This is a genomic window from Pseudomonas sp. 29, assembly GCF_002754355.1.
Lineage (GTDB): Bacteria > Pseudomonadota > Gammaproteobacteria > Pseudomonadales > Pseudomonadaceae > Aquipseudomonas > Aquipseudomonas neuropathica.
Genome location: NZ_PEEY01000001.1, coordinates 1,619,316 through 1,641,749, shown reverse-complemented (window position 1 = coordinate 1,641,749; position 22,434 = coordinate 1,619,316). Strand labels below are relative to the sequence as shown.

The window sequence follows — 22,434 nt, the reverse complement described above, 5'->3', positions numbered from 1 at the left end:
TTGGGGTGTCGAGTACCGAAGACGAACAGTTGGCGGATTTGAAGGACTGGTGGACACGCAACGGCAAACCTCTGGTCACTGGCGGCCTGTTGGCGCTGGTCATCGTGTTCGGCTGGCAGGCATATCACAAATACCAGAGCAACCAGTCGCAAGGCGCCTCGGTGCTCTATCAGCAACTGCTGGAAACCACGCTGACGCCTGACGGCAAGCCTGATGCGGCCCGCGTTGCGGATCTGGCCGGCAAGCTCAACAGCGAATTCAGCGGTTCCGCCTACGCGCAGTACGGCAGCCTGTTCGTGGCCAAAGTGGCGGTCGACAGCGGCAAGCTGGATGACGCCGCGGCCGAACTGAAAGCCATTGTCGACAAACCGGCCAACCCGGCGCTGGGCGAAATCGCCCGTCAGCGTCTGGCGCAGGTACTCGGCGCGCAGAACAAGGCTGAAGATGCCCTGAAACTGCTCGACGGCGATGCCGACAAAGCGTTCCTGGCCACTCGCGAAGAACTCAAGGGCGACCTGCTGGTACAGCTGGGCCGTACCGATGACGCGAACAAGGCGTATCAAAAAGCCAAGGCGGCACTGTCGGATGAAGCGGCGGTCGGTGGCCTTCAAATCAAGCTCGACGACCTGGCCAAAGGGGATGCGTGACGTGATCCGTTGGAAGCATGCAGCATTGCTGGCTCTGGCCCTTCTGGCCGCGGGTTGCAGCAGCAACAGCAAGAAAGAATTGCCACCGGCTGAACTGACCGACTTCAAAGAAGAAGTGGTTCTGCACAAGCAGTGGAGTCGTTCGATCGGTGACGGTCAGGGCGAAACCTACAACATGCTGGTGCCGGCGATCGACGGTGACACCATCTACGCCGCCGATGTAACCGGCGTGGTGATGGCCATGGATCGCGGCAATGGCGACGTGAAATGGAAGCAGGATCTTGACCTGCCTGTCTCCGGCGCCGTTGGCGTGGGTTACGGGCTGGTTCTGATCGGTACGCTGCGCGGCGAAGTCGTTGCCCTGGACACCAGCAACGGTGAAGAGAAGTGGCGCGCTCGTGTGAACAGCGAAGTCCTCGCGCCGCCCGCCAACAACGGCGACGTGGTGGTGGTACAGACCCAGGACGATCGTCTGATCGGTCTGGATGCTTCCACCGGTACTCAGCGCTGGGTGTATGACAGCACCCCGGCCGTGTTGACCCTGCGTGGCACCAGCGCACCGCTGGTCACCAACCGCCTCGCGGTGGCTGGCCTGTCGACCGGTAAAGTGGTCGCTCTGGATATTTCCAACGGCGTGCCGGTCTGGGAACAACGGATCGCGATTCCACAAGGTCGTTCGGAACTGGAGCGCGTAGTCGACATCGACGGCGGTCTGCTGTTGTCCGGCGGTACGCTGTACGTTGCCAGCTATCAGGGTCGCGTGGCGGCACTGGATCTGGAAAGCGGTCGTCAACTCTGGCAGCGCGATGCGTCGAGCTACGCCGGTATCGCTCAGGGTTTCGGCAGCGTTTACGTGAGCCTGTCCTCGGGCACCGTTGAAGGCGTCGACGAACGTTCCACCACAGCATTGTGGAGCAACGATTCGCTGGCTCGTCGTCAACTGTCGGCTCCGGAAGTGTTCTCCAGCTATGTTGCAGTCGGTGACCTGGAAGGTTATCTGCACCTGCTGAGCCAAGTTGACGGTCGTTTCGTCGGCCGTGAGCGCATCGACAGCGACGGCCTGCGTGCCCGTCCGCTGGTGGTGGGTGACACGATTTATGTCTATGGCAACAGCGGCAAACTGGAAGCCCTGACCATCAAGTAACAACTATGCTTGGGGTTAAACCCCCAGGCGGCCCCGGATTCATGGGGCTTGCAGCGCTAACAGGCGTTGCCCCGAGCACCAGCCGCTGCCTCGCAGCGGCTTTTGTATTTTCTGAAATAACGAAGTGGAGAGCCGCATGGTTCCCGTAATCGCCCTGGTGGGCCGACCGAACGTCGGCAAGTCCACCTTGTTCAACCGCCTGACCAGGACTCGCGACGCCATCGTCGGCGACTTGTCCGGTCTGACCCGTGATCGCCAGTACGGTGAGGCCAAGTGGCAAGGGCGTTCCTACATTCTGGTCGACACCGGTGGTATCTCCGGTGACGAGCACGGTATGGACGAAAAAATGGCCGAGCAGTCGCTGCTGGCCATTGAAGAAGCGGATGTTGTGCTGTTCCTGGTAGATGCCAAGGCCGGTTTTACCGCCGCCGACCAGATGATCGCCGAACACCTGCGCAAACGTAACAAGCGTTCCTACGTGGTCGCCAACAAGGTCGACAACATCGACCCGGAAATGGCCCGCGCTGAATTCGCTCCTTTGGGCATGGGCCACGCGATCCCGATCGCTGGTGCTCACGGCCGTGGCATCACGCAGATGCTGGAAATCGCCTTGGGTGATTTCCCCAAAGACGAAGAAGAGCCGGAAGACGGCGAAGAAGAGATCGTTGCCGAAGGCGAGGAAGCCAAGCGCATTCCTGGCCCGAGCGAAAAAGACGGGATCAAGATCGCCATCATCGGCCGCCCGAACGTCGGCAAGTCGACGCTGGTCAACCGCATGCTCGGTGAAGACCGGGTTATCGTCTATGACCAGCCGGGCACCACCCGCGACAGTATCTACATCCCGTTCGAACGGAATGAAGAGAAGTACACGCTGATCGACACCGCCGGTGTGCGCAAGCGCGGCAAGATCCACGAAGAAGTCGAAAAATTCTCTGTGGTGAAAACCCTGCAGGCGATCAAAGACGCCAACGTGGTGATCTTCGTGATGGACGCCCGCGAAGGCGTGGTCGATCACGACCTCAACCTGCTGGGCTTCGCCATCGAATCCGGTCGTGCACTGGTGATCGCGATCAACAAGTGGGACGGCATGACGCCGAGCGAGCGCGACTTCGTCAAGGTCGAGCTGCAACGTCGCCTGTTCTTCGTTGACTACGCCGACATCCACTTCATCTCGGCCCTGCACGGCACTGGCGTGGGTAACCTCTACGCGTCGGTACAGAACTCGTTCAAGTCGGCGGTCACCCGCTGGCCGACCAACCGTCTGACCCAGATTCTGGAAGACGCGGTGGGCGAGCACGCGCCACCGATGGTCAACAACCGCCGGATCAAGCTGCGCTACGCCCACTTGGGTGGTGCGAACCCGCCGATCATCGTGATCCACGGTAACCAGATCGAGAAAGTGCCGAAGTCGTACGTGCGCTATCTGGAGAACACTTACCGCCGTGTGCTGAAGCTGGTCGGTACGCCGATCCGCATCGAGTTCAAGGGCGGCGAGAACCCGTACGAAGGCAACAAGAACACGCTGACCGACCGCCAGGTCAACAAGAAGCGTCGCTTGATGTCGCACAACAAGAAAGCCAGCAAGAAGCGCCGCGACAAGAAATAGGGTCGCGGCTCGTTGATCGTTCCCACGCAGAGCGCGGGAACGATCAACATGAGAGAAGGGTGCCATCCGGCGCCCTTTTTTTATGGGCGCCGGATGGGCTATCCTCGGGCTCTCCCGCGCCGTCGTCAGAGCCGGGTGTTGAGCAGGGAACCCCCGATGATCACGAGTAAGCTGCCGAATGTCGGCATCACTATTTTCACGCAGATGTCTCAGCTCGCGGCCCAGACCGGAGCGATCAATCTGTCCCAGGGTTTTCCTGACTTCGACGGCCCGCAGTCCCTGCGTGACGCGGTCGGTCGGCACATCGCCAGTGGCCACAACCAGTATTCACCGATGACTGGCCTGCCGGCGCTGCGCGAGCAGATTGCGGCGAAAATCGCTCGCAGCTATGGCGTGCAAGTCAATGCCGACAGTGAAGTGACGGTCACGCCGGGCGCGACCCAGGCGATCTTCTGTGCGATTCAGGCGGTTATCCACAGCGGCGACGAAGTCATCGTGTTCGATCCGTGCTACGACAGCTACGAACCGGCGACAGAGTTGGCGGGCGGTCGTTGCGTACATGTACAACTGAATCCGAACGACTTCTCCATCGATTTCGATCAACTAGCTGCTGCCCTGAGTCCGCGCACGAAAATGATCGTCATCAACACCCCGCATAACCCGAGCGGCGCACTGATCAGTCGTGCCGAACTCGATCAACTGGCAGAGTTGATCCGTGGTCGCGACATCTACCTGATCAGCGATGAAGTCTACGAACATCTGGTGTTCGACGGCGTGCCGCACGTCAGCGTGCTGGCCCATGAAGAGCTGTATCAGCGCGCATTCGTGGTCAGCTCGTTCGGCAAGACCTATCACGTCACCGGCTGGAAAACCGGTTACGTCGTCGCGCCGCCAGCGCTGACCACCGAACTGCGCAAGGTCCACCAGTACGTCAGTTTCTGCGGCGTCACGCCGTTGCAATATGCGCTGGCCGATTACATGGCCGAGCACCCGGAACACGTCGAAGAGTTGCCGGGCTTCTACCAAGCCAAGCGCGATCTGTTCTGCGATCTGCTGGCGCCGTCGCGCTTCACCTTCACCCGAGTCACCGGCACCTATTTCCAACTGGTCGATTACTCGCAGATCCGTCCCGACCTCAACGACGTCGAGATGGCCATATGGATGACCCGCGAACACGGCGTGGCGAGTATCCCGGTGTCGGTGTTCTACCAGAACCCACCGCAAGGCCAGCGCCTGGTGCGTCTGTGTTTTGCCAAACGCGAGGAGACGCTGCGTGAAGCGGCGGCAAAACTATGCGTGATCTGAGTGCGTTACCTGATCTGAACCTGGCGCTGATCCAGACCAGCCTGGCCTGGCATGACCGCCAGGCCAACCTTGAACATTTCGCGGTGTTGCTGGAGCAGGCGCGGGGGGCGGATCTGATCGTTCTGCCGGAGATGTTCACTACCGGATTCTCCATGGAATCCGAAACCCTTGCCGAAGCCGAGAATGGCCCGACCAGCAAATGGCTGCGGGTTCAGGCGGCGAAGCTCAATGCGGTCATTACCGGCAGTGTGATTATCCAGGCCGCCGACGGCAGCCATCGCAATCGCCTGCTGTGGGCGCGGCCGGACGGCGAAGTGCTGCATTACGACAAGCGTCACCTGTTCCGTATGGCCGGTGAGCACAATCACTACACCCCCGGCGAACGTCAGGTGCAGTTCGAACTCAAGGGCTGGCGCATCCGTCCGCTGATTTGTTACGACCTGCGCTTCCCGGTGTGGAGCCGCGATGCGCAGGACACTGATCTGTTGCTGTACACCGCCAACTGGCCGGGCGCGCGGCGTCTGCACTGGAATCGCCTGTTGCCGGCGCGAGCCATCGAAAACCTTTGCTATGTGGCGGCGGTGAATCGCGTCGGCACGGACGGCAAGGGCTTCGCCTACACCGGTGACAGTCAGGTGCTGGATTTCCAGGGTGAGACCTTACTGGCGGCAGGGGAGGCGGACGGGGTGTTCAAGGTGGTTTTGGAGGCGGCGTCACTGGCGGCGTATCGCGAGCGCTTTCCGGCGAATCTGGATGCCGACACCTTTGAGTTCACCTGATACTCGCAGCGCCTGTCAGGACGCCTTCGCGAGCAGGCTCGCTCCCACATTTGGAATGCATTTCCCTGTGGGAGCGAGCCTGCTCGCGAAGGGGCCATAAAAGTCAGCCAAAACCTGTAGGCAAAAAAGGCCCCGGAGTTCAAACGCCGGGGCCTTTTGCATTTCAGCGATCGATTACGCCGCTTTCGCCTCAGGCTGGCTCAGCGAGCGGTTCAGCGCGCTGAACAGGGCCTTGAAGCTGGCCGTGGTGATGTTTTCATCGATGCCCACGCCGTGCACTGCACGTTCGCCGTTCACACGAAGTTCGATGTACGCCGCTGCTTTGGCGTTGGTGCCCGCGCCGATCGCGTGTTCGTTGTAGTCCATGATCTCCACCGGAATCGGCAGACCGGCGACCAGTGCTTCCAGCGCACCGTTACCCTTGCCGCGCCAGTGCAGGTTGGTTTCGCCCTGACCTTTGCTTGCCACTTCCACTTCGACGGCGCTGTTGCCGTTTTCTTCCTGCAGGCGATGGCTGACCAGCGCGTACGGGGTGTTGGCTTGCAGGTATTCGCTGATCAACAGCGAATGGATCTGCTTGGCGGTCATCTCCAGGCCGAGACGATCGGTTTCACGCTGCACGACCTGGCTGAACTCGATCTGCATGCGACGTGGCAGGCTGATGCCGTATTCCTGCTCCAGCAAGTAAGCGATGCCGCCCTTGCCCGACTGGCTGTTGACGCGAATCACCGCCTCGTAGCTGCGGCCGATGTCGGCCGGGTCGATCGGCAAATACGGCACTTCCCACAGTGCATCCGGTTTCTGCTGGGAGAAGCCTTTACGGATTGCATCCTGGTGCGAGCCGGAGAATGCGGTGTGTACCAGGTCGCCAACGTACGGGTGACGTGGGTGAACCTGAATCTGGTTGCACTCTTCGACCACTTTGCGCACGCCGTCGATGTCGGAGAAGTCCAGCTGCGGGTCAAGACCCTGGGTGTACATGTTCAGCGCGACGGTGACGAGGTCAACGTTACCGGTACGCTCGCCGTTGCCGAACAGGCAGCCTTCGACGCGATCGGCGCCGGCCATCAGGCCCAACTCGGTAGCGGCGACACCGGTGCCACGGTCGTTGTGGGTGTGCAGGCTGATGATCACGCTGTCACGACGGTTGATATTGCGGCCGAACCACTCGATCTGGTCGGCGTAGACGTTCGGGGTCGCGCACTCAACGGTAGCCGGCAGGTTGAGGATCATCTTGTGCTCAGGCGTCGGGTTCCACACCTCGATCACCGCGTCACAGACTTCCTTGGCGAATTCCAGCTCGGTAGCGCTGAAGGTTTCCGGCGAGTATTCGAAGGTCCACTCGGTGTCCGGCTGCATCGCCGCGTATTTGACGAACAGCTTGGCGGCGTTGACTGCAATGGCCTTGATACCGTCCTTGTCCTGGTTGAAGACGATGCGACGGAAAGAAGGCGAGGTGGCGTTGTACAAGTGAACGATGGCTTTTTTCGCACCGCGCAGGGATTCGAACGTACGCTCGATCAAATCTTCACGGCCCTGGGTCAGCACCTGAATGGTGGTGTCGTCCGGGATGTGGCCTTCTTCGATGAGGGTACGCACGAAGTCGAAATCAGTTTGCGAAGCGGCCGGGAACGACGCTTCGATTTCCTTTACACCGACCTGCACCAGGGTTTTCCAGAAGCGCAGCTTTTTCACCGCGTCCATCGGCTCGATCAGCGACTGGTTGCCGTCACGCAGGTCGGAACTGCACCAGATCGGCGCGGTGTCGATGGTTTTCGACGGCCAGGTGCGATCCGGCAAGTTGATGACGGGAAACGCGCGGTATTTCGAAGACGGATCTTTGAGCATGCTCATCGGGAAATTCCTTATTGTCTGGGCCGAAAAGAGGCGGCCTGCCGGTGTTACGAATGTTCTTGGAAAAGCGTGGGACGAGGTGCCGCGATTCAGCCTGGCAGTCGTGCGCTGACGAGGCACAGGCTGCGGTGCTGGCGAAGCTGAATGAGGGTGTGAGAGGTTTTCATGCCTTCAACCCTAACCGCGAGGGGAGAGGATGGCAAGCAGTCGGAAAAAATTGAGAGGAATACTCGGAAAGCGGGTTTTTGCAGGATTTTATTGCGCTGGAGGTCGCTGATCGTTGTGATATTTGCGCGAGGTTTGATTGGGGCGCAATTGGGGTTTATAGCATTGATGTGCGTTGTAGGCCGCCTTCGCGAGCAAGCTCGCTCCCACAGGGATTTGTGTTTTGAACGCAATCCAATGTGGGAGCGAGCTTGCTCGCGAAGGGGCCATCAGCCCATCGGCTGTCTTAAGGTTGAAATGCGCCAATGAAAATCGCCGGATCCACCCGGGCATCATTCAGGCTGACATTCCAGTGCATGTGCGGCCCGGTTGCCCGACCAGTCGAGCCAACCTTGCCGACCACAGCGCCCCGCGCCAATTGATCGCCGACTTTCACATCAATCTTCGACATATGGCAGAACATGCTGATAAAGCCCTGCCCATGGTCGACAAACACGGTGTTGCCATTAAAGAAGTAGTTGCCGATCAGAATCACCTTGCCCGCCGCCGGGGTCTTGATCGGCGTGCCCGCTGGCACCGCGAAATCGAGGCCTGCATGTGGATTGCGCTCTTCACCATTAAAGAAGCGACGCACACCAAACTTGCTCGACAACGGACCGTTCACCGGTTTGTCCAACAACAGATTGCTCGGTGTGTTCGGGCTGAAGCTGCGGTAAGCCTTGATCTGCTCGGCCAGTTCGCCCTCAATGCGCTTGAGGTTCGACTGATCCGGGTTGACTTGCTGTTTGTTCTTCAGGGTGATGCGTTGTTCCGGGTATTTCTTGTTACCCACGGTGAATGGCAGATTGCGCCCGCCACTGCTGATCTGTTGCGCGCCCGGCTTCACCGTCAACGGCACGCCGACAATCGCCAGCCAGTTGTTCTGCTCTTTCACCACCAGCACCGGTTTGCCCTGATACGTGGCTTTCGGTGCCTGCGCGGCGGTGCCCAGATCAACCACCGCCACACCGCCCGGCACCGGTTTGTTCAGTAGCCGGGTGATGTAACTGTCGGCGTGGGCATTGAAGGTCAGGCAGAGCAAAAACAGTGGAGCGAGAAAGCGCGGCATGGATCAGTCCAGTAAAGAGAGAGTGACAGGCGTCAGGTGATTGTCCTCGACGCGCACTTGCAGTTCGCCTTCGCCGAGTTTGGCTTTGAGGCGCTGGCCGGTGTGGGTCTGTGCAGCGTTGCGAATCGCATGGCCACGCTCATCGAGCAAAATGCTGTAACCGCGACCGAGCGTCGCCAATGGGCTGACCACGTGCAGCGTCTGCATCTGACTGTGCAATTGCAGGCGCCGGTTTTTTAGACCTTCGCGCATGGCGCGAGGCAAGCGTTCGGCGAGGCTGTCGAGTCGCTGGCGCAACATCGCCAATTGCCGCCCCGGATGCTGGCCGGCGAGGCGTGTTTCCAGGCGGATCAGGCGCTCGCGACGGGTATTGAGATGGCGCTCGAACGCCCGACGCATGCGCATGTCCAGATCATCCAGGCGCTGAGCCTGTTGGCGCAGACGTTCGCCGGGATGGCGCAAGCGACGGGCCATGCCTTCCAAGCGCAGACGATCACGCATCAAACGGTCGCGCATGCGCATCACCAAGCGCCGATGCAGGCTTTCGACCTGACGGATCAGATGACTGGAATCGGGCGCGAGTAATTCGGCAGCCGCAGACGGCGTCGGTGCGCGCACGTCGGCAACAAAGTCGCTGATCGACACATCGGTTTCATGGCCGACGGCGCTGACAATCGGCGTCACGCAGGCATCAACGGCACGGGCTACAGCTTCTTCGTTGAAGCACCAGAGGTCCTCCAGCGAGCCGCCGCCACGGGCGAGGATCAGTGCGTCGAAACCACGGGTATCGGCCATTTTCAGCGCGCGGACGATTTGCGCGGTGGCTTCGCGGCCTTGTACGGCAGTCGGAATCAGCGTCAGTTGCACCTGCGGCGCACGGCGGCGGAATACGCTGATGATGTCGCGAATCACCGCGCCGGTTGGCGAGCTGATGATGCCGATGCGCTGCGGATGCGCGGGCAACGGCACTTTGCGTTCGGCACTGAACAGACCTTCGGCGCTGAGCTTTTCCTTCAGCGCATCGAAGGCCAGACGCAGTGCACCGTCACCGGCAGGTTCGACAGTGTCGAGAATCAACTGATAGTCGCCACGGCCTTCGAACAGCGAAACCTTGCCACGCACCTTCACCGCCAGGCCGTCCTTCAACGCCTGACGCACTCGCGCAGCGTTCTGCCGGAACAGCGCGCAACGCACCTGCGCGCCGCTGTCCTTGAGGGTGAAATAGATGTGGCCGGACGCCGGGCGCGCGAGGTTGGAGATTTCGCCTTCGACCCAGATGTTGCTGAACACGTCTTCGAGCAACACCCGCGCGCGGCCGTTGAGCTGGCTGACGGTCAGGACCTCACGGTCCAGGCCAAGTCTTGCAAAGGGATCTTTAATCATGGGGCGCAGTTTAAAGGCATTTGCCGTCGAATCACCATGACACCGCACAAAACCCTGTGGGAGCGAGCCTGCTCGCGAAAGCTTCTTATCCTTCGACATCTTCAGTGGCTGACAGTCCGCTTTCGCGAGCAGGCTCGCTCCCACAAGGGGGATTGGTGAAGGTCTGGAGGAAGTGTTGGATCAGCGGCGTGGGGTTCTGTGGGTAGGCGAGGGCGACGGTGCTTTGGCAATCGGGATCGGTCAGCGGCAGAAATCGTACGCCGCTTGGGGCGATGTCCTGCATCGATTCCGGCAGCAGGGCGATGCCGAACCCGGCCTGAATCAGCTGGAGCTGGGTGGTCTTGCGCGACATGACCCGCGCCGCTTGCGGAAAGAAGCCCTGACGCATGCACAGGTCAGCACACAGATAGCTCAGGCCGCCACGCTGTGGATGCGGGATCGAGATGAACGCTTCGTCCTTCAGTTGGGCCAGATCGACACGCTCAGCCTCGGCCAATCGATGATTCATCGGCACTGCCAACAGCAACCGTTCAGTAAACAGCGGCACAATCTGAATACCTTCGCGCTGGCGCAACACCGGCAGGCGCAGCAGGCCGACATCGAGGCGTCCTTCGGCGAGTTCTTCCAGTTGCGCTTCCGAAGAGAGTTTGCCGATATCCAGTGATACGCCAGGCTGTTGCTGCAGATAAGCGCCGATATCACTGAGCAGCCGGCCACTGATAGACACAGTGCTGGAGTGACTGAGGCGCAAGGTGCCGAGCTGGCCATTGCCGACTTCGGTGGCCATGGCGCTGGCCTTGCTCAGCTCGTTCAGCAGATTTCTTGCTCGCGGCAAAAAAGCTTCCCCAGCCGCAGTGAGGCGAGGCTGGCGCGCGGTGCGCTCGAAAAGCGGGGTTTGCAGGCGCGTTTCCATGTCCTTGATTTGCCGGCTCAGCGCCGATTGCGCAACGAATAAACGTTCAGCCGCAGCACTGAAACTGCCGCAGTCGGCAATTTCGACGAAGTAACGCAATTGACGGGTTGAAAGCACCAGTTATGCCTTTTTGAGATGGGTGATCGACTTTGAAGATATTAGTCGCAACCCTCGGCGCTGGCTAAAGTCATCTCAGGCTTATTAAGGAAGCGGAACGATGAGTGTGGCGGGGTTGTTGAGTGAATGGGCGTGGGGCGCTGGCGGCTGGGCGGTGATTGGGTTGGGCATCGCATTGGCTTACATCGTGTTCGGCATTGCCGGATTTGGCACTGCATTGGTGGCGGGGCCGATTCTGCTTCTGTTCATGCCGTTGTCAAAGATTGTGCCGCTGCTGGTGCTACTCGATTTCGTTGCAGCGTTCGGCAACCTGCTGCCGTCGCGGCGGGATGTGGCCAAGCCGGAGTTGTTGCGGCTACTGCCGTGCATGGCGCTGGGCTGCTCGCTGGGAGTGATTTTCCTGCTTAATCTGAAATCCGATCTGTTGCTGTTGTTGATGGGATTGTTTATCAGCGCTTACGCGATTTACAGCCTGTGGGTCAAAGCCCGGCCGACGCAATTGTCGGCGGCCTGGGCAGTGCCGATGGGGACAGTGGGCGGGTTGTTCGGCGCGCTGTTTGGCAGTGGCGGCTTTCTATACGCGATTTATCTCAACAGTCGGCTGCCGAAAGACGCCGCGCGGGCCACGCAAAGTGCGCTTATCAGTTGCAGCACGGTGGTGCGTTTGAGCCTGTTTGCCATCGCCGGTGTGTATGCCGAGCTACCCTTGTTGATGCTGGCGTTGTGTCTGTTGCCGGCCATGGCGCTGGGGCTGTGGATCGGGCGGCGCTTGACCATGAAGTTGTCGCGCGAGGCATTTGTACGGCTGGTGACGTGGCTGGTGCTGGCGAGCGGGCTGGCATTGATCGGGCGCTACCTCAGCACTTGACCGGATTTTGTCAGGGATTAAGCTGCCGGCCTTTAGGGCCTCTTCGCGAGCAGGTCGAATCGTCGCACCGTCGCTCCCACAGGTAACTGCATTCCATTGTGGGAGCGAGCTTGCTCGCGAAGGCGTCAGAAGTCACACCGCAGGATTTCCCATGAATTCGCAAAGCATCATCGTCCCGAAAATCTCCACCCTGCCGGTCCACGAACCCCGGGCCCGGGCGATCGTTCGCTGGCTGGTGCGCAAGAACATCATCAAAGAAGAGCTGACAACCTGTGGCCGCACCGGCAACCGCATGGCTTACGGGATTGCCGATGGCGCCCGCGCCGTGGTCCTGCACCCGCAAGCGCTACCATTTGGTGAGCCGATCAACGGGCTGGAGATCGTCACCAAACGCTGCATCTACACACCGGCCAAGGGCTTTCTCGAAGAGGCCGGTTGCGCCGAGTGTCGTCGCGAGATCGGCGAAGCGCTGTTCGAAAGCCTCGAAGACTGGATGCCGGGGCGCACCGACAACTTCACCTGCCCGGAATGCGGTCACGAAGACGACATCAACGGCTTCCTGTACCTGCAGGAGTGCGGGTTTTCCAACCTCGGTTTCATCTTCAACAACTGGCTGGAGGCGGGCTTCAAGCAGAGCTTTATCGATGAGTTCGCCGATTGGCTCGATCAACCTGTCTCTTGGGTCAAGGTGGAGCTGTAACGGCGGGGATTCCCGTACATCAGCAACATTGATATTAAGCTGAGTTTTACATTGAACAGCAGGGGGTGGATGACTATAATGGCGCGCTTCCATTTTCCCGCTCGGGAGCCCCCGCGATGCTGCGTATCAGCCAAGAAGCTCTGACATTCGACGACATTCTCTTAGTGCCTGGTTATTCCGAGGTGCTTCCTAACGAAGTCAGTCTCAAGACCCGCCTTACCCGTGGCATCGAGCTGAACATTCCTCTGGTTTCTGCCGCAATGGACACCGTCACTGAAGCCCGTCTGGCAATCGCCATGGCTCAGGAAGGTGGCATCGGCATTATCCACAAGAACATGACCATCGAGCAGCAAGCTGCCGAAGTGCGTAAGGTCAAGAAGTTCGAAGCCGGCGTCGTCAAGGATCCGATCACCATCGAGGCTGATGCCACGGTACGTGACCTGTTCGAATTGACCCGCATGCACAACATTTCCGGCGTTCCGGTCCTGCACGATGGCGACCTGGTCGGCATCGTCACTTCCCGTGACGTGCGTTTCGAAACCCGTCTGGAAGCCACCGTACGTGAAGTGATGACGCCTAAAGAGCGTCTGGTCACCGTGCGTGAAGGCGCCGACAAGAACGAAGTCCGCGAGCTGCTGCACAAGCACCGTCTGGAAAAAGTTCTGATCGTCGATGACAAGTTTGCCCTCAAAGGCATGATGACCGTCAAAGACATCGAAAAAGCCAAAGCCTACCCGCTGGCCAGCAAGGACGATCAAGGTCGTCTGCGCGTGGGCGCTGCGGTCGGTACCGGTAAAGACACCGGTGACCGCGTCGCTGCTCTGGTCAATGCCGGTGTGGACGTGGTGGTAGTTGATACCGCCCACGGTCACTCCAAAGGCGTGATCGACCGCGTTCGCTGGGTCAAAGAGAATTTCCCTGAAGTGCAGGTGATCGGCGGCAACATCGCCACCGGCGCCGCAGCCAAGGCCCTGGCCGAAGCTGGCGCTGATGCGGTCAAGGTCGGTATCGGCCCTGGCTCGATCTGCACCACCCGTATCGTCGCCGGTGTCGGCGTCCCGCAAATCAGTGCCATCGCCAACGTCGCCGCTGCCCTTGAAGGCACTGGCGTACCGTTGATCGCCGACGGCGGCATCCGTTTCTCCGGTGACCTGTCCAAGGCCATCGTAGCCGGTGCTTCCTGCGTGATGATGGGCTCGATGTTCGCCGGTACTGAAGAAGCGCCGGGCGAAATCGAACTGTTCCAGGGCCGTTCGTACAAGGCGTATCGCGGCATGGGTTCGCTGGGCGCCATGTCCCAGGCTCAAGGTTCCTCCGACCGTTACTTCCAGGACTCCTCGGCAGGCGCCGAGAAACTCGTTCCGGAAGGCATCGAAGGCCGTGTGCCTTACAAAGGCACCCTGAGCGCGATCATTCACCAGTTGATGGGCGGTCTGCGTTCCTCGATGGGCTACACCGGTAGCGCCAACATCGAAGAAATGCGCACCAAGCCTGAATTCGTGCGGATCACCGGCGCCGGCATGGCCGAATCCCACGTTCACGACGTGCAGATCACCAAAGAAGCGCCAAACTACCGCGTAGGTTGAGCCTTCAAGCTACAAGCAAAGCAACCGGGGCTGTTTGATTCAGCCCCGAGTTGTTTCTGAATCACGACTGTTTCTGAACGACTTAGACGAGACTGAATCATGGCCCTCGATATTCACGCTCACCGCATCCTGATCCTCGACTTCGGCTCGCAATACACCCAACTGATCGCCCGCCGCGTGCGCGAAATCGGTGTGTACTGCGAACTGCACCCGTTCGACATGGACGAAGATGCGATCCGCGAATTCGCTCCTAAAGGCGTCATCCTCGCCGGCGGCCCCGAGTCCGTGCACGTCGCCGACAGCCCGCGTTGCCCACAGGCAGTGTTCGATCTGGGCGTACCGGTTTTCGGTATCTGCTACGGCATGCAGACCATGGCCGAGCAACTGGGCGGCAAGGTTGAAGGCTCCGAACTGCGTGAGTTCGGTTACGCCCGCGTTGACGTGGTCGGCAAGAGCCGCCTGCTCGACGGCATCGAAGACCACATCGACGCTGACGGCCTGTTCGGCCTCGACGTATGGATGAGCCACGGTGACAAAGTCACCAAGATGCCGGAAGACTTCCACATTCTGGCCAGCACCCCGAGCTGCCCGATCGCCGGCATGTTCAACGACGACCGTGGCTACTACGGCGTGCAGTTCCACCCGGAAGTGACCCACACCAAGCAGGGCGGTCGTATCCTGTCGCGCTTCGTCCTCGACATCTGCGGCTGTGAAGCCCTGTGGACGCCGTCGAAGATCGCTGAAGACGCCATTGCCAACATCCGCGCCCAAGTCGGCACCGACAACGTATTGCTGGGTCTGTCCGGCGGCGTTGACTCCTCGGTGGTTGCCGCGCTGCTGCACAAAGCCATCGGCGACCAACTGACTTGCGTCTTCGTCGACAACGGCCTGCTGCGTCTGCACGAAGGCGAGCAAGTGATGGCCATGTTCGCCGAGAACATGGGCGTCAAGGTGATCCGCGCCAACGCTGAGGACCAGTTCCTCAACAACCTGGCCGGCGAAGCCGATCCGGAAAAGAAGCGCAAGATCATCGGTCGCACCTTCATCGACGTATTCGATGCCCAGTCGAACAAACTGGAAAACATCAAGTACCTCGCGCAGGGCACCATCTACCCGGACGTGATCGAATCGGCTGGCGCGAAAAGCGGCAAGGCCCATGTGATCAAGTCGCACCACAACGTGGGCGGCCTGCCGGAAGAGATGAACCTGAAACTGGTCGAGCCACTGCGCGAACTGTTCAAGGACGAAGTTCGTCGTCTGGGTCTGGAGCTGGGCCTGCCGTACGACATGGTCTACCGTCACCCGTTCCCGGGCCCGGGTCTGGGCGTGCGCATCCTCGGTGAAGTGAAGAAGGAATACGCCGACCTGCTGCGTCGCGCTGACCACATCTTCATCGAAGAACTGCGCAAAGCTGACTGGTACCACAAAGTCAGCCAGGCGTTCGTCGTGTTCCAGCCAGTGAAATCGGTTGGCGTGGTCGGCGATGGCCGTCGTTACGCCTGGGTCGTGGCCCTGCGTGCCGTAGAAACCATCGACTTCATGACCGCGCGTTGGGCTCACCTGCCTTACGAACTGCTGGAAACCGTTTCCGGCCGCATCATCAATGAAATCGAAGGCATCTCCCGCGTCACTTACGACGTGTCGAGCAAGCCGCCGGCGACGATTGAGTGGGAATGATCTCACTACTCGTTGATTAACGAAAAACCCTTGGCCTGAAGCCAAGGGTTTTTTCGTTTCATGCCTTGAAAACGGGTTAGTTGGGTAAGCGACTTTGCAGGGTCAGGCCGATCTCTATCAGGCGCTGGGATAAAGCGCCGAGGTTACGGAACATGATGCCGCTGATCCGGGGCATCGACTGTGCCCAGATGTAAAACTGACCATTCCTGCAATTTACTATTGTTCGAACGATATTGCTGGAGCTGTCGCGACGCACGAGCATGTAGGTATTTTGCATTTTTTTGAGCATGAACATGCCGTTGCGATTGAGGAGTGTGTTCTCTGCTGCCTCAGTCCATTGCGGCATAGGTGTTTCGATCTGCAAGCGCAGATCGGCGAATAGAATATCGGATGAGTTGCGCGTCGTTGCCCCGTTATCAAACGGGCCCCGAGTGACTTTCAGTCCCGGGTCGATACTGACTCCGGGCACTTCGCTGGGCACCGCTTCTTCAATGCGTAAACCGATGCCGCCCCTGAGTTCGCTTATGCCTGGCAGATTTCTGAAAGCGTTGGTGTTCGTTGCCTCGACCAGGGCAACCCATTTTCCGGGTCTGTTAAGGAGCTCGTCACCCCACATGATTTGAGAGGCGAGCCGGGCGTGGATCATCTGCTCTTCGATCGAAGTCAGCGGTATTTTCAGTTTGTAACTGTGTGCGACTTCAAGACCATGGCTGCGGATGCCATTGGCCTGGGCAGCCTTGATCAGTTCGAGCATGTTGAATCGGTCATCAGGGTCGGTACTCAGGCTGGACAAGTAGCCGCGAAGATCCTCTGACATCTCTCCCGACAGGTAAAAGTCGTTGAGGTCTGCCTGGGCAAAATCGCTCAGCAAACCACGTACATAAAGTGTGTCGATATGCCGTGCGAACGCCGGCATGTTTTCGATCATGAAACGCATGCTGGCGATGCGATCAAGGGTTTCGCCGACGACCAGTCCATCGGTATTGGCAAAGATGCGATCAATCAACTCAGCCGTCTGCATCTCGGCATCGATTGGCGGGATGACTGGCCGTGCGGGCAGGTTGGTCCAGTTCAGCTCTGAGTAATACTCTTTGGCCTCGTTTAGCAGGAACGAGCGTTTTTCGCGAAAATAGGCCGCGTACGTATCGGCAGTTGATGGGTTACCACGGTTTGCGCTGGAGAGCTCGGCGAAAGTCTCGGGCAGGTTCATTGCCCATCTTTTCATTTTCGCAATGTCCATTCCTACGATGTCGTTCAGGGGCGTAACCAGGCGCAGTGGTCGCGCAACCGGTGAAACCGGTTCAACGAGGGGAAGCTCCGCTGACGGGGTTGATGAGGCTGGGGCCGAGGATGAGGACGAGGGCAGGTCAATGCCCAGTAAACAGGCCTTGCCCAGGCATTGGCCGCCTCCCCTGAGGCGCAACGCGGGTATGCGTTCCCACTTGCCGCTACTACTCAAGCGTACTGGCAACGAGTAAGCGAACTGATTGGGTCGCTCGGGATTGACGATGGCCCAGTGGCCAGTGTCTTCGGAGTCGGCAAAGTAGCGCACGTAGTAAGCCGCACCCTCCATTTCGATGGCATAGCCCGGCTCCTTGTCCAGGCGGTAAATGCCCTCATACTTGCCTGGAGCTGCCTCTGCAGAACGCTGGGCAAGTAGCTCGTTGCATCGATATTTGGCAGGAATCTTTGGAACAGACCAACCTTGGCGCGCAGCCGGCGTGGCCAACTGCCGGGTGGATGCGATGGTGGTCCCGGTGGCGATTTCGTTTGCCAGCTCGACGGTCGCCTGTGGATCAATCGTCGCGACTGGCGGTTGATCCACAGGCGGCAAGAAGGGTGCGTCGGGCGCAGTGAGCTCGACCAACCCGAGCATTTCTTGCGCTTCGGCAAACTCCACCTGCGGGCCCACTTCAAGTTGCGCGCCCGTGCTGATCAGAAACGGAATGTTGAACACAATGTCGATCGCATTGAGCACTGCACCGGTAACACCGGCTTTGCGTTCGGTTGGCGTAGTGCCGTTGATGGCCTGATCAATGTTCAATCCCATGTTCGCGATGCTGGCGCCAATCAAAGGCAACGCCAAAGGCCAGCCCACCGCTGCCATCGGGCCGAATACTTTCAGACCGGCACTCAAATAACCGATCCAGAGTTTTTTGCGCAATTGACTGTTGGAAGTGAGTACAAGGTGCGCCTCGGCAACCATGGCCGTACGTGTCGACTCGCTCAACCAAGTGAATGCGTCACCGCTGATCGCGACGTTGCTGCGATTGATCATTTGATGATCGCTGTGACCCCAAGTGCTCACCAGGCGGTTCATCAGATCGGTGAGGTTTTCGGTCAAGTGATTGCGGTCAGCCAGCGGGAAATGCTTGAGAAAAGCCGTGCGCTTGTCCTCTGAATTCATCTGCTCCAGCATCCACCAGTGCAGATCCGCTTCATTCTCCATCAAGAGGAATGTCTGGGCTTCGCCTGGCAAGTAAAGGGTCTGGCGGCCACTGTCTTCCACCAGACGCAGTGCATTGGAGGCTACGTGGCCATCGAGATCCAGCGCCCGCACTTCAGCACCGACCGGGTGTAACGCTTGCAGCATTGGCAAGGTAACGGGCCAGGTGACGGGCCCGATTACCGAATCGACGACGCGCTGAAAGTCAGTTCCGTCCAGGTCTCCCTGTTGCAGCGCCTGCACCGCCAGGCTGAGAAAGTTGCACTTTGCCAGGGCTCGGAAGTTATCCGACGAGGTTTGCCAGAAAGTCGTCAATTGGCCTATGTAGCGCGCGCTGAAGTCGACGTCCCAGAACGCCTTCAGCACATCACTGCCCAGCAACCGGACTTCATTGCTCTGATTGAAGTTTTCTGCCTCCGGGCCATCCGAGTAGAACCCGCAGTAAAGACCAAGCAGATCTGCGTTGTCTTGATCAGTCGCGCGAAAGCGATGGATCACCAACTGTGTGAGGGTGAGCGTTTCGTAAGGTTTTTCCAGCAAATGTTCCCAACCCGTGAAGGTCAGCGTGCTGCTCTGCGCCGTTTTGAAACGGTGGAAGTAAACACGGTCGGAATCGAGGCCGGACAGTCCGTTGTCCGCCAGTATTTCGTTGGCAACTTGATGGGCAGCGTCGAGCAGACTCGGGCAGGTCTGCACGATCGTCGCAGCAATGGCTTTGATGGCGGTTTTGTCCTCAGCGTTTGGCAGGAGACGTCGTTCGGGGGAGGTCATGCGTTCTTCATCCTTGAGAAACAAAGACTGAGCATGACCGATTCGCTCAAGGGCAGTGCACTACCCGGCTACCGCATATTGCTCCCCTATTGATAATCGAGTAGGTGTGATGGGGGAGGATGGCTTGTCTGGCGTTATCCAGCCGCTAGCTGGATTCGCAAGTGCAGAGGAAGGTTGATAAAAAATGCCAGTCAGTTTTGCTGACTGGCATTTTTCGTTGTCGGGCCTTCCTTGCTCAGTTTTAACCGGAGAGCCTCAATCAGGGATCCGGCTACGCAATATCAGCCCGGTATCGGACAACCGTTGAGACATGTCCTTCAGGTTGGCGAATGCGATGTCATTCACCCGCTGCCACGCAGGTCGGTGGAGGGAGACCTTGCCGTCACTCGATCGAGTGATCGGTGTGCGTTGCAGCATGCCTTGTTTGCTGCGGTGGATCAGCGTGTAGCGCTCACCTGTTTTTTCGAACAGATACATGCCGCGCCTGTACAACAGATTCTCCAGCGTTTCTTCGGTCCAGGTCACCTCGGGTGCGGGCATTTTCAAGCGCAGATCGGCGCGCAGAAAGTCTGGATTTCCTTGTCTGACAGTGCCGCCGGGCGAGCTGCCGCGTGGTACTTCAATACCCGGATCGACATCCACGCCCAGCTCTTCACCGGCGCCGACTTCATCGATTCGCAAGCCTATTCCCCCCTTCAGTTCACTGATGCCCAGCAGTCCTCTGAAGGTATTGGTGCTGTGAGCATCGGTTACTACGATCCATTTTTCCGGGCTGTTGAGGTAGACGTCACCGGTCATGATGTCGTTGGTCAGGAAGGTGTTCATCATTTGCTCGTCGACGGAGGGCAGCGGTGTTTTCATTTTGTAGCTGGCGGCGCAGTCGATCGCCTGGACCCGAACCCCGTTCGCTCGCGCGACCTGGACCAGTTCCAGTGGGTTGAATCGACCGGCGGGATCGGTGCCCAAGCTGTTCAAGTAAGTGTGTAAATCCGCAGTCATATTGCCGCTGGTGAAGTAGCGGTTCAGTTCCACTTGAGCGAAGTCACTGAGCAGGCCGCGCAGGTAGAGGGTTTTCACGTGTCGGGCCAGCGCCGGCATGTTTTCGATCAGAAAACCCATGCTGGCAATGCGATCGAGGGTTTCTGCGACCACCAGTCCGGAGGCACTTTCAAAAACGCCATCGAAAAGATCGGTCAGTGGCATCAGCCGGTTGATCTCGGGTATCACCGGGCGCGGGGGCTGGATGACCCACGGCAGGTTCTTGAAAAAACCTCGGGCTGAACTTTGCAGAAGTTGGCGTTTGCCGGCGGCATACAACTCGAACGGATCGTCCATGGCGAAACCGCCGGCACCGTCGGGCTGCAACCGGGCATGGGTTTCGTTGAGGTTCAACGCCCAGGCTTTTATCGAACGGCGTACCGACGGTTCGATGTCAAAGGCACTGGTCACCGGGCGTGGGGGCCGCGATGTCGAGGGTTGCGGTTCTTCTGCCGGTTGCACGGGCGTTTCGGGCGAGGCAGGTTCGAAGGTGTCGAGCTCGAGATCCGGGGCGCATTGTTTGCCCATGCACTGGCCGCCACCCTTGAGACCCAAAGCTGGCATGCGCTCCCATTCTCCTTCGCCATTGAGACGGACAGGCAGCGCGTGGACAAGCTGGTTTGGGCGCTCAGGGTCGACGATCGCCCAGTCGCCGCTGTCGTGAGCGTTGGCGAAGTAGCGCACATAGTACGGCGTGTCATTCATCAGAATGGCATAGGGCGGATCCGAGTCGAGGCGGTAGACACCCTGGAATTTTCCCGACTCTTCGCCGAGTGCTGTGCCATCAAGCAACTCGTTGCATTGGTAGCGTTCGGGCACCGGAGGCGGTAGGGCGTTTTGCGCCGGAATTAACGTCGTTTCATCGACATTTGGCAGGGTGATGTCGGCATCGTCCGGCACCATGATCGGCTCTTGGTAATCGGCTTCGGCAGAGGCATTCAAGGCTTCGCTGTACTCAGCCATTTCGGCGGCTTCTGCCGCCTCGACCTCGGCGCCAACCTCCAGCATCGGCCCGGTGCCGATCAGCAATGGAAGGTTGAATAACAGATTGAGACCACTCAAAACCGCACCCAGCACGCCGGCCTTGCGTTCGGCCCTTGTCCTGCCGTTTTGTGCCTGATCGATATTCAGACCCATGCTGGCAAGGGTGGCGCCAATCACCGGTAACGCCAGCGGCCAACCGACGGTGGCCATCGGCGCAAATACCTTGAGGCCCGCACTCAGATAACCGATCCACAGTTTCTTGCGCAGATCGCCATTGGACGTCAGGGACAGGTGGGCTTCAGCAAACATCGCCTGACGTGTCGAGTCACGCAGCCAACTGAATGCATCATCGCTCAACTCCTGGTTTGTGCGGTTGATCAGGTGATGGTCGGCCCGGCCCCAGGTGGCCACCAAGCGATTCATCAGATCGGGCATGTTCTCGCTCATGTGCTGACGATCGGCGAGGGCAAAATGCTCCAGGAAGGTCGCGCGGCGTTTGGCGTCGTTCAGTTGATCCAGAACCCACCAATGCAGGTCTGCCGGCGTTTCCTTGACCACGAACGCTGCGGTCTCACTCGGCAGATAGATAATCTGCCGACCGGCAGAATCGACGAAGCGTAGCAATTGCGTGGAGATATGCCCGTCAATGTCGAAGGCGAACACATTCCCCGTTGTTGTGTGGCTTGCTTGCAACATGCTCAGGGTGACCGGCCAGCTGACCGGTCCCACCACTGTGTCCACCAGCCATTGAAAGTCACTGCGGGTGAGTTGCCCAAGGTCCAGCGCCTGCACTGCACGGCTGAGGAAATTGCATTTGGCCAATGTGCGGAAATCCTCGCCGTGGCTGTTCCAGAAGTCCGTCAGCGTGGCGCTGTAGTGCCCACTGAAATCGAGGCTCCAGAACGCCTTCAAGACCTCGTTGCCGTGCAGGCACACCTGGTTTTTTTCGTCGAAATTCTCGCCCTGCGGACCTTCGCTGTAGAAGCCGCCGTACAGATCGAGCAGGTCGGCGTTGTCCTGGTCGGTGGCACGAAAACGATGAATGACCAGCTGTGTCAGGGTCATCGATTCGTAGGGTTTCTCGCGGATGTGCTCCCAGCCGGTAAACGAGCGAGTGCTGCTCTGGGCCGTCTTGAAGCGATGGAAATAAACCTCATCCGGGTCGAGGCTCGACAGGCCTTTTGCTTCCAGCAGATCACGGGCGGCTTCATGAGCAGCGTCCTGCAGTCCGGGGCAATTGTGCACGACGGTATAGGCGATTCGCTTCAGAACCGCCTTGTCTGCCGCGTTAGGCAGAAGGCTTTGTTGGGTGGCGTACATGCTTTCTCCATCCTTGAGAAATG

At 59.1% G+C, this 22,434-nt stretch carries 15 protein-coding genes; 9 read left to right on the top strand and 6 right to left on the bottom strand.

Annotated elements, in window-relative coordinates; all coding sequences use genetic code 11:
* The first annotated feature begins 5 nt into the window (after nucleotides 1-5).
* From CLU80_RS07500 to CLU80_RS07480, 5 genes are all read left to right on the top strand, one after another.
* Nucleotides 6-647, top strand: coding sequence for a YfgM family protein (locus CLU80_RS07500; protein WP_093430648.1), 642 nt, complete (start codon nucleotides 6-8; stop codon nucleotides 645-647).
* The gene (bamB, locus tag CLU80_RS07495) at nucleotides 640-1,791 is read left to right on the top strand and encodes an outer membrane protein assembly factor BamB (RefSeq protein WP_034156262.1); all 1,152 of its coding nucleotides are present in this window, start codon (nucleotides 640-642) and stop codon (nucleotides 1,789-1,791) included. Before CLU80_RS07500 ends, bamB begins: the two co-directional genes overlap by 8 nt.
* Before the next feature lie 136 nt (nucleotides 1,792-1,927).
* A complete protein-coding gene (gene der, locus CLU80_RS07490; protein ID WP_093430647.1) occupies nucleotides 1,928-3,397 on the top strand; it encodes a ribosome biogenesis GTPase Der in 1,470 nt (489 codons plus the stop codon).
* A gap of 156 nt (nucleotides 3,398-3,553) precedes the next feature.
* Nucleotides 3,554-4,702 carry a pyridoxal phosphate-dependent aminotransferase gene (locus tag CLU80_RS07485; protein ID WP_099757100.1) on the top strand — a complete coding sequence of 383 codons (1,149 nt, stop codon included), beginning with the start codon at nucleotides 3,554-3,556 and terminating at the stop codon, nucleotides 4,700-4,702.
* A complete protein-coding gene (locus tag CLU80_RS07480; RefSeq protein ID WP_099757099.1) occupies nucleotides 4,690-5,481 on the top strand; it encodes an amidohydrolase in 792 nt (263 codons plus the stop codon). The genes CLU80_RS07485 and CLU80_RS07480 overlap by 13 nt, the downstream gene beginning before the upstream one ends.
* Before the next feature lie 174 nt (nucleotides 5,482-5,655).
* Here the strand turns inward: CLU80_RS07480 and leuA are convergent, their stop codons facing one another.
* The 4 genes from leuA to CLU80_RS07450 form a co-directional block, all read right to left on the bottom strand.
* Nucleotides 5,656-7,335: a 2-isopropylmalate synthase gene (gene leuA / locus CLU80_RS07475; RefSeq protein ID WP_007916856.1), complete on the bottom strand. Its 1,680-nt coding sequence runs from the start codon at nucleotides 7,333-7,335 to the stop codon at nucleotides 5,656-5,658.
* A 451-nt stretch (nucleotides 7,336-7,786) separates the two neighbouring features.
* Nucleotides 7,787-8,608 carry a M23 family metallopeptidase gene (locus CLU80_RS07460; protein WP_099757097.1) on the bottom strand — a complete coding sequence of 274 codons (822 nt, stop codon included), beginning with the start codon at nucleotides 8,606-8,608 and terminating at the stop codon, nucleotides 7,787-7,789.
* 3 nt (nucleotides 8,609-8,611) lie between these two features.
* The gene (gene xseA, locus CLU80_RS07455; protein ID WP_099757096.1) at nucleotides 8,612-9,991 is read right to left on the bottom strand and encodes an exodeoxyribonuclease VII large subunit; all 1,380 of its coding nucleotides are present in this window, start codon (nucleotides 9,989-9,991) and stop codon (nucleotides 8,612-8,614) included.
* Between the two features lie 85 nt (nucleotides 9,992-10,076).
* Nucleotides 10,077-11,021 (bottom strand): LysR family transcriptional regulator, encoded by a 945-nt coding sequence (locus tag CLU80_RS07450; protein ID WP_099757095.1) that lies wholly within the window; start codon nucleotides 11,019-11,021, stop codon nucleotides 10,077-10,079.
* Nucleotides 11,022-11,121: 100 nt separating this feature from the next.
* On the opposite strand from CLU80_RS07450, the gene CLU80_RS07445 reads away from it, so the two are divergent.
* The 4 genes from CLU80_RS07445 to guaA all read left to right on the top strand — a co-directional run bounded on the left by CLU80_RS07445 (nucleotide 11,122) and on the right by guaA (nucleotide 15,852).
* A complete protein-coding gene (locus CLU80_RS07445) occupies nucleotides 11,122-11,889 on the top strand; it encodes a sulfite exporter TauE/SafE family protein (protein WP_093430640.1) in 768 nt (255 codons plus the stop codon).
* 151 nt (nucleotides 11,890-12,040) lie between these two features.
* Nucleotides 12,041-12,589, top strand: a complete 549-nt coding sequence (locus CLU80_RS07440) for a sugar ABC transporter ATPase (protein ID WP_099757094.1) — start codon at nucleotides 12,041-12,043, stop codon at nucleotides 12,587-12,589.
* Nucleotides 12,590-12,705: 116 nt separating this feature from the next.
* Nucleotides 12,706-14,175, top strand: a complete 1,470-nt coding sequence (gene guaB, locus CLU80_RS07435; protein WP_034156270.1) for an IMP dehydrogenase — start codon at nucleotides 12,706-12,708, stop codon at nucleotides 14,173-14,175.
* 99 nt (nucleotides 14,176-14,274) lie between these two features.
* Nucleotides 14,275-15,852 (top strand): glutamine-hydrolyzing GMP synthase, encoded by a 1,578-nt coding sequence (gene guaA / locus CLU80_RS07430; RefSeq protein ID WP_038363003.1) that lies wholly within the window; start codon nucleotides 14,275-14,277, stop codon nucleotides 15,850-15,852.
* 76 nt (nucleotides 15,853-15,928) lie between these two features.
* Here guaA and CLU80_RS07425 read toward each other — a convergent pair whose 3' ends face one another.
* Nucleotides 15,929-19,069 carry a membrane-targeted effector domain-containing toxin gene (locus tag CLU80_RS07425; protein ID WP_099757093.1) on the bottom strand — a complete coding sequence of 1,047 codons (3,141 nt, stop codon included), beginning with the start codon at nucleotides 19,067-19,069 and terminating at the stop codon, nucleotides 15,929-15,931.
* A 255-nt stretch (nucleotides 19,070-19,324) separates the two neighbouring features.
* Entirely contained in the window at nucleotides 19,325-22,411 is a 3,087-nt protein-coding gene (locus tag CLU80_RS07420; RefSeq protein WP_099757092.1) for a membrane-targeted effector domain-containing toxin, read from the bottom strand.
* Nucleotides 22,412-22,434 lie beyond the last annotated feature (23 nt).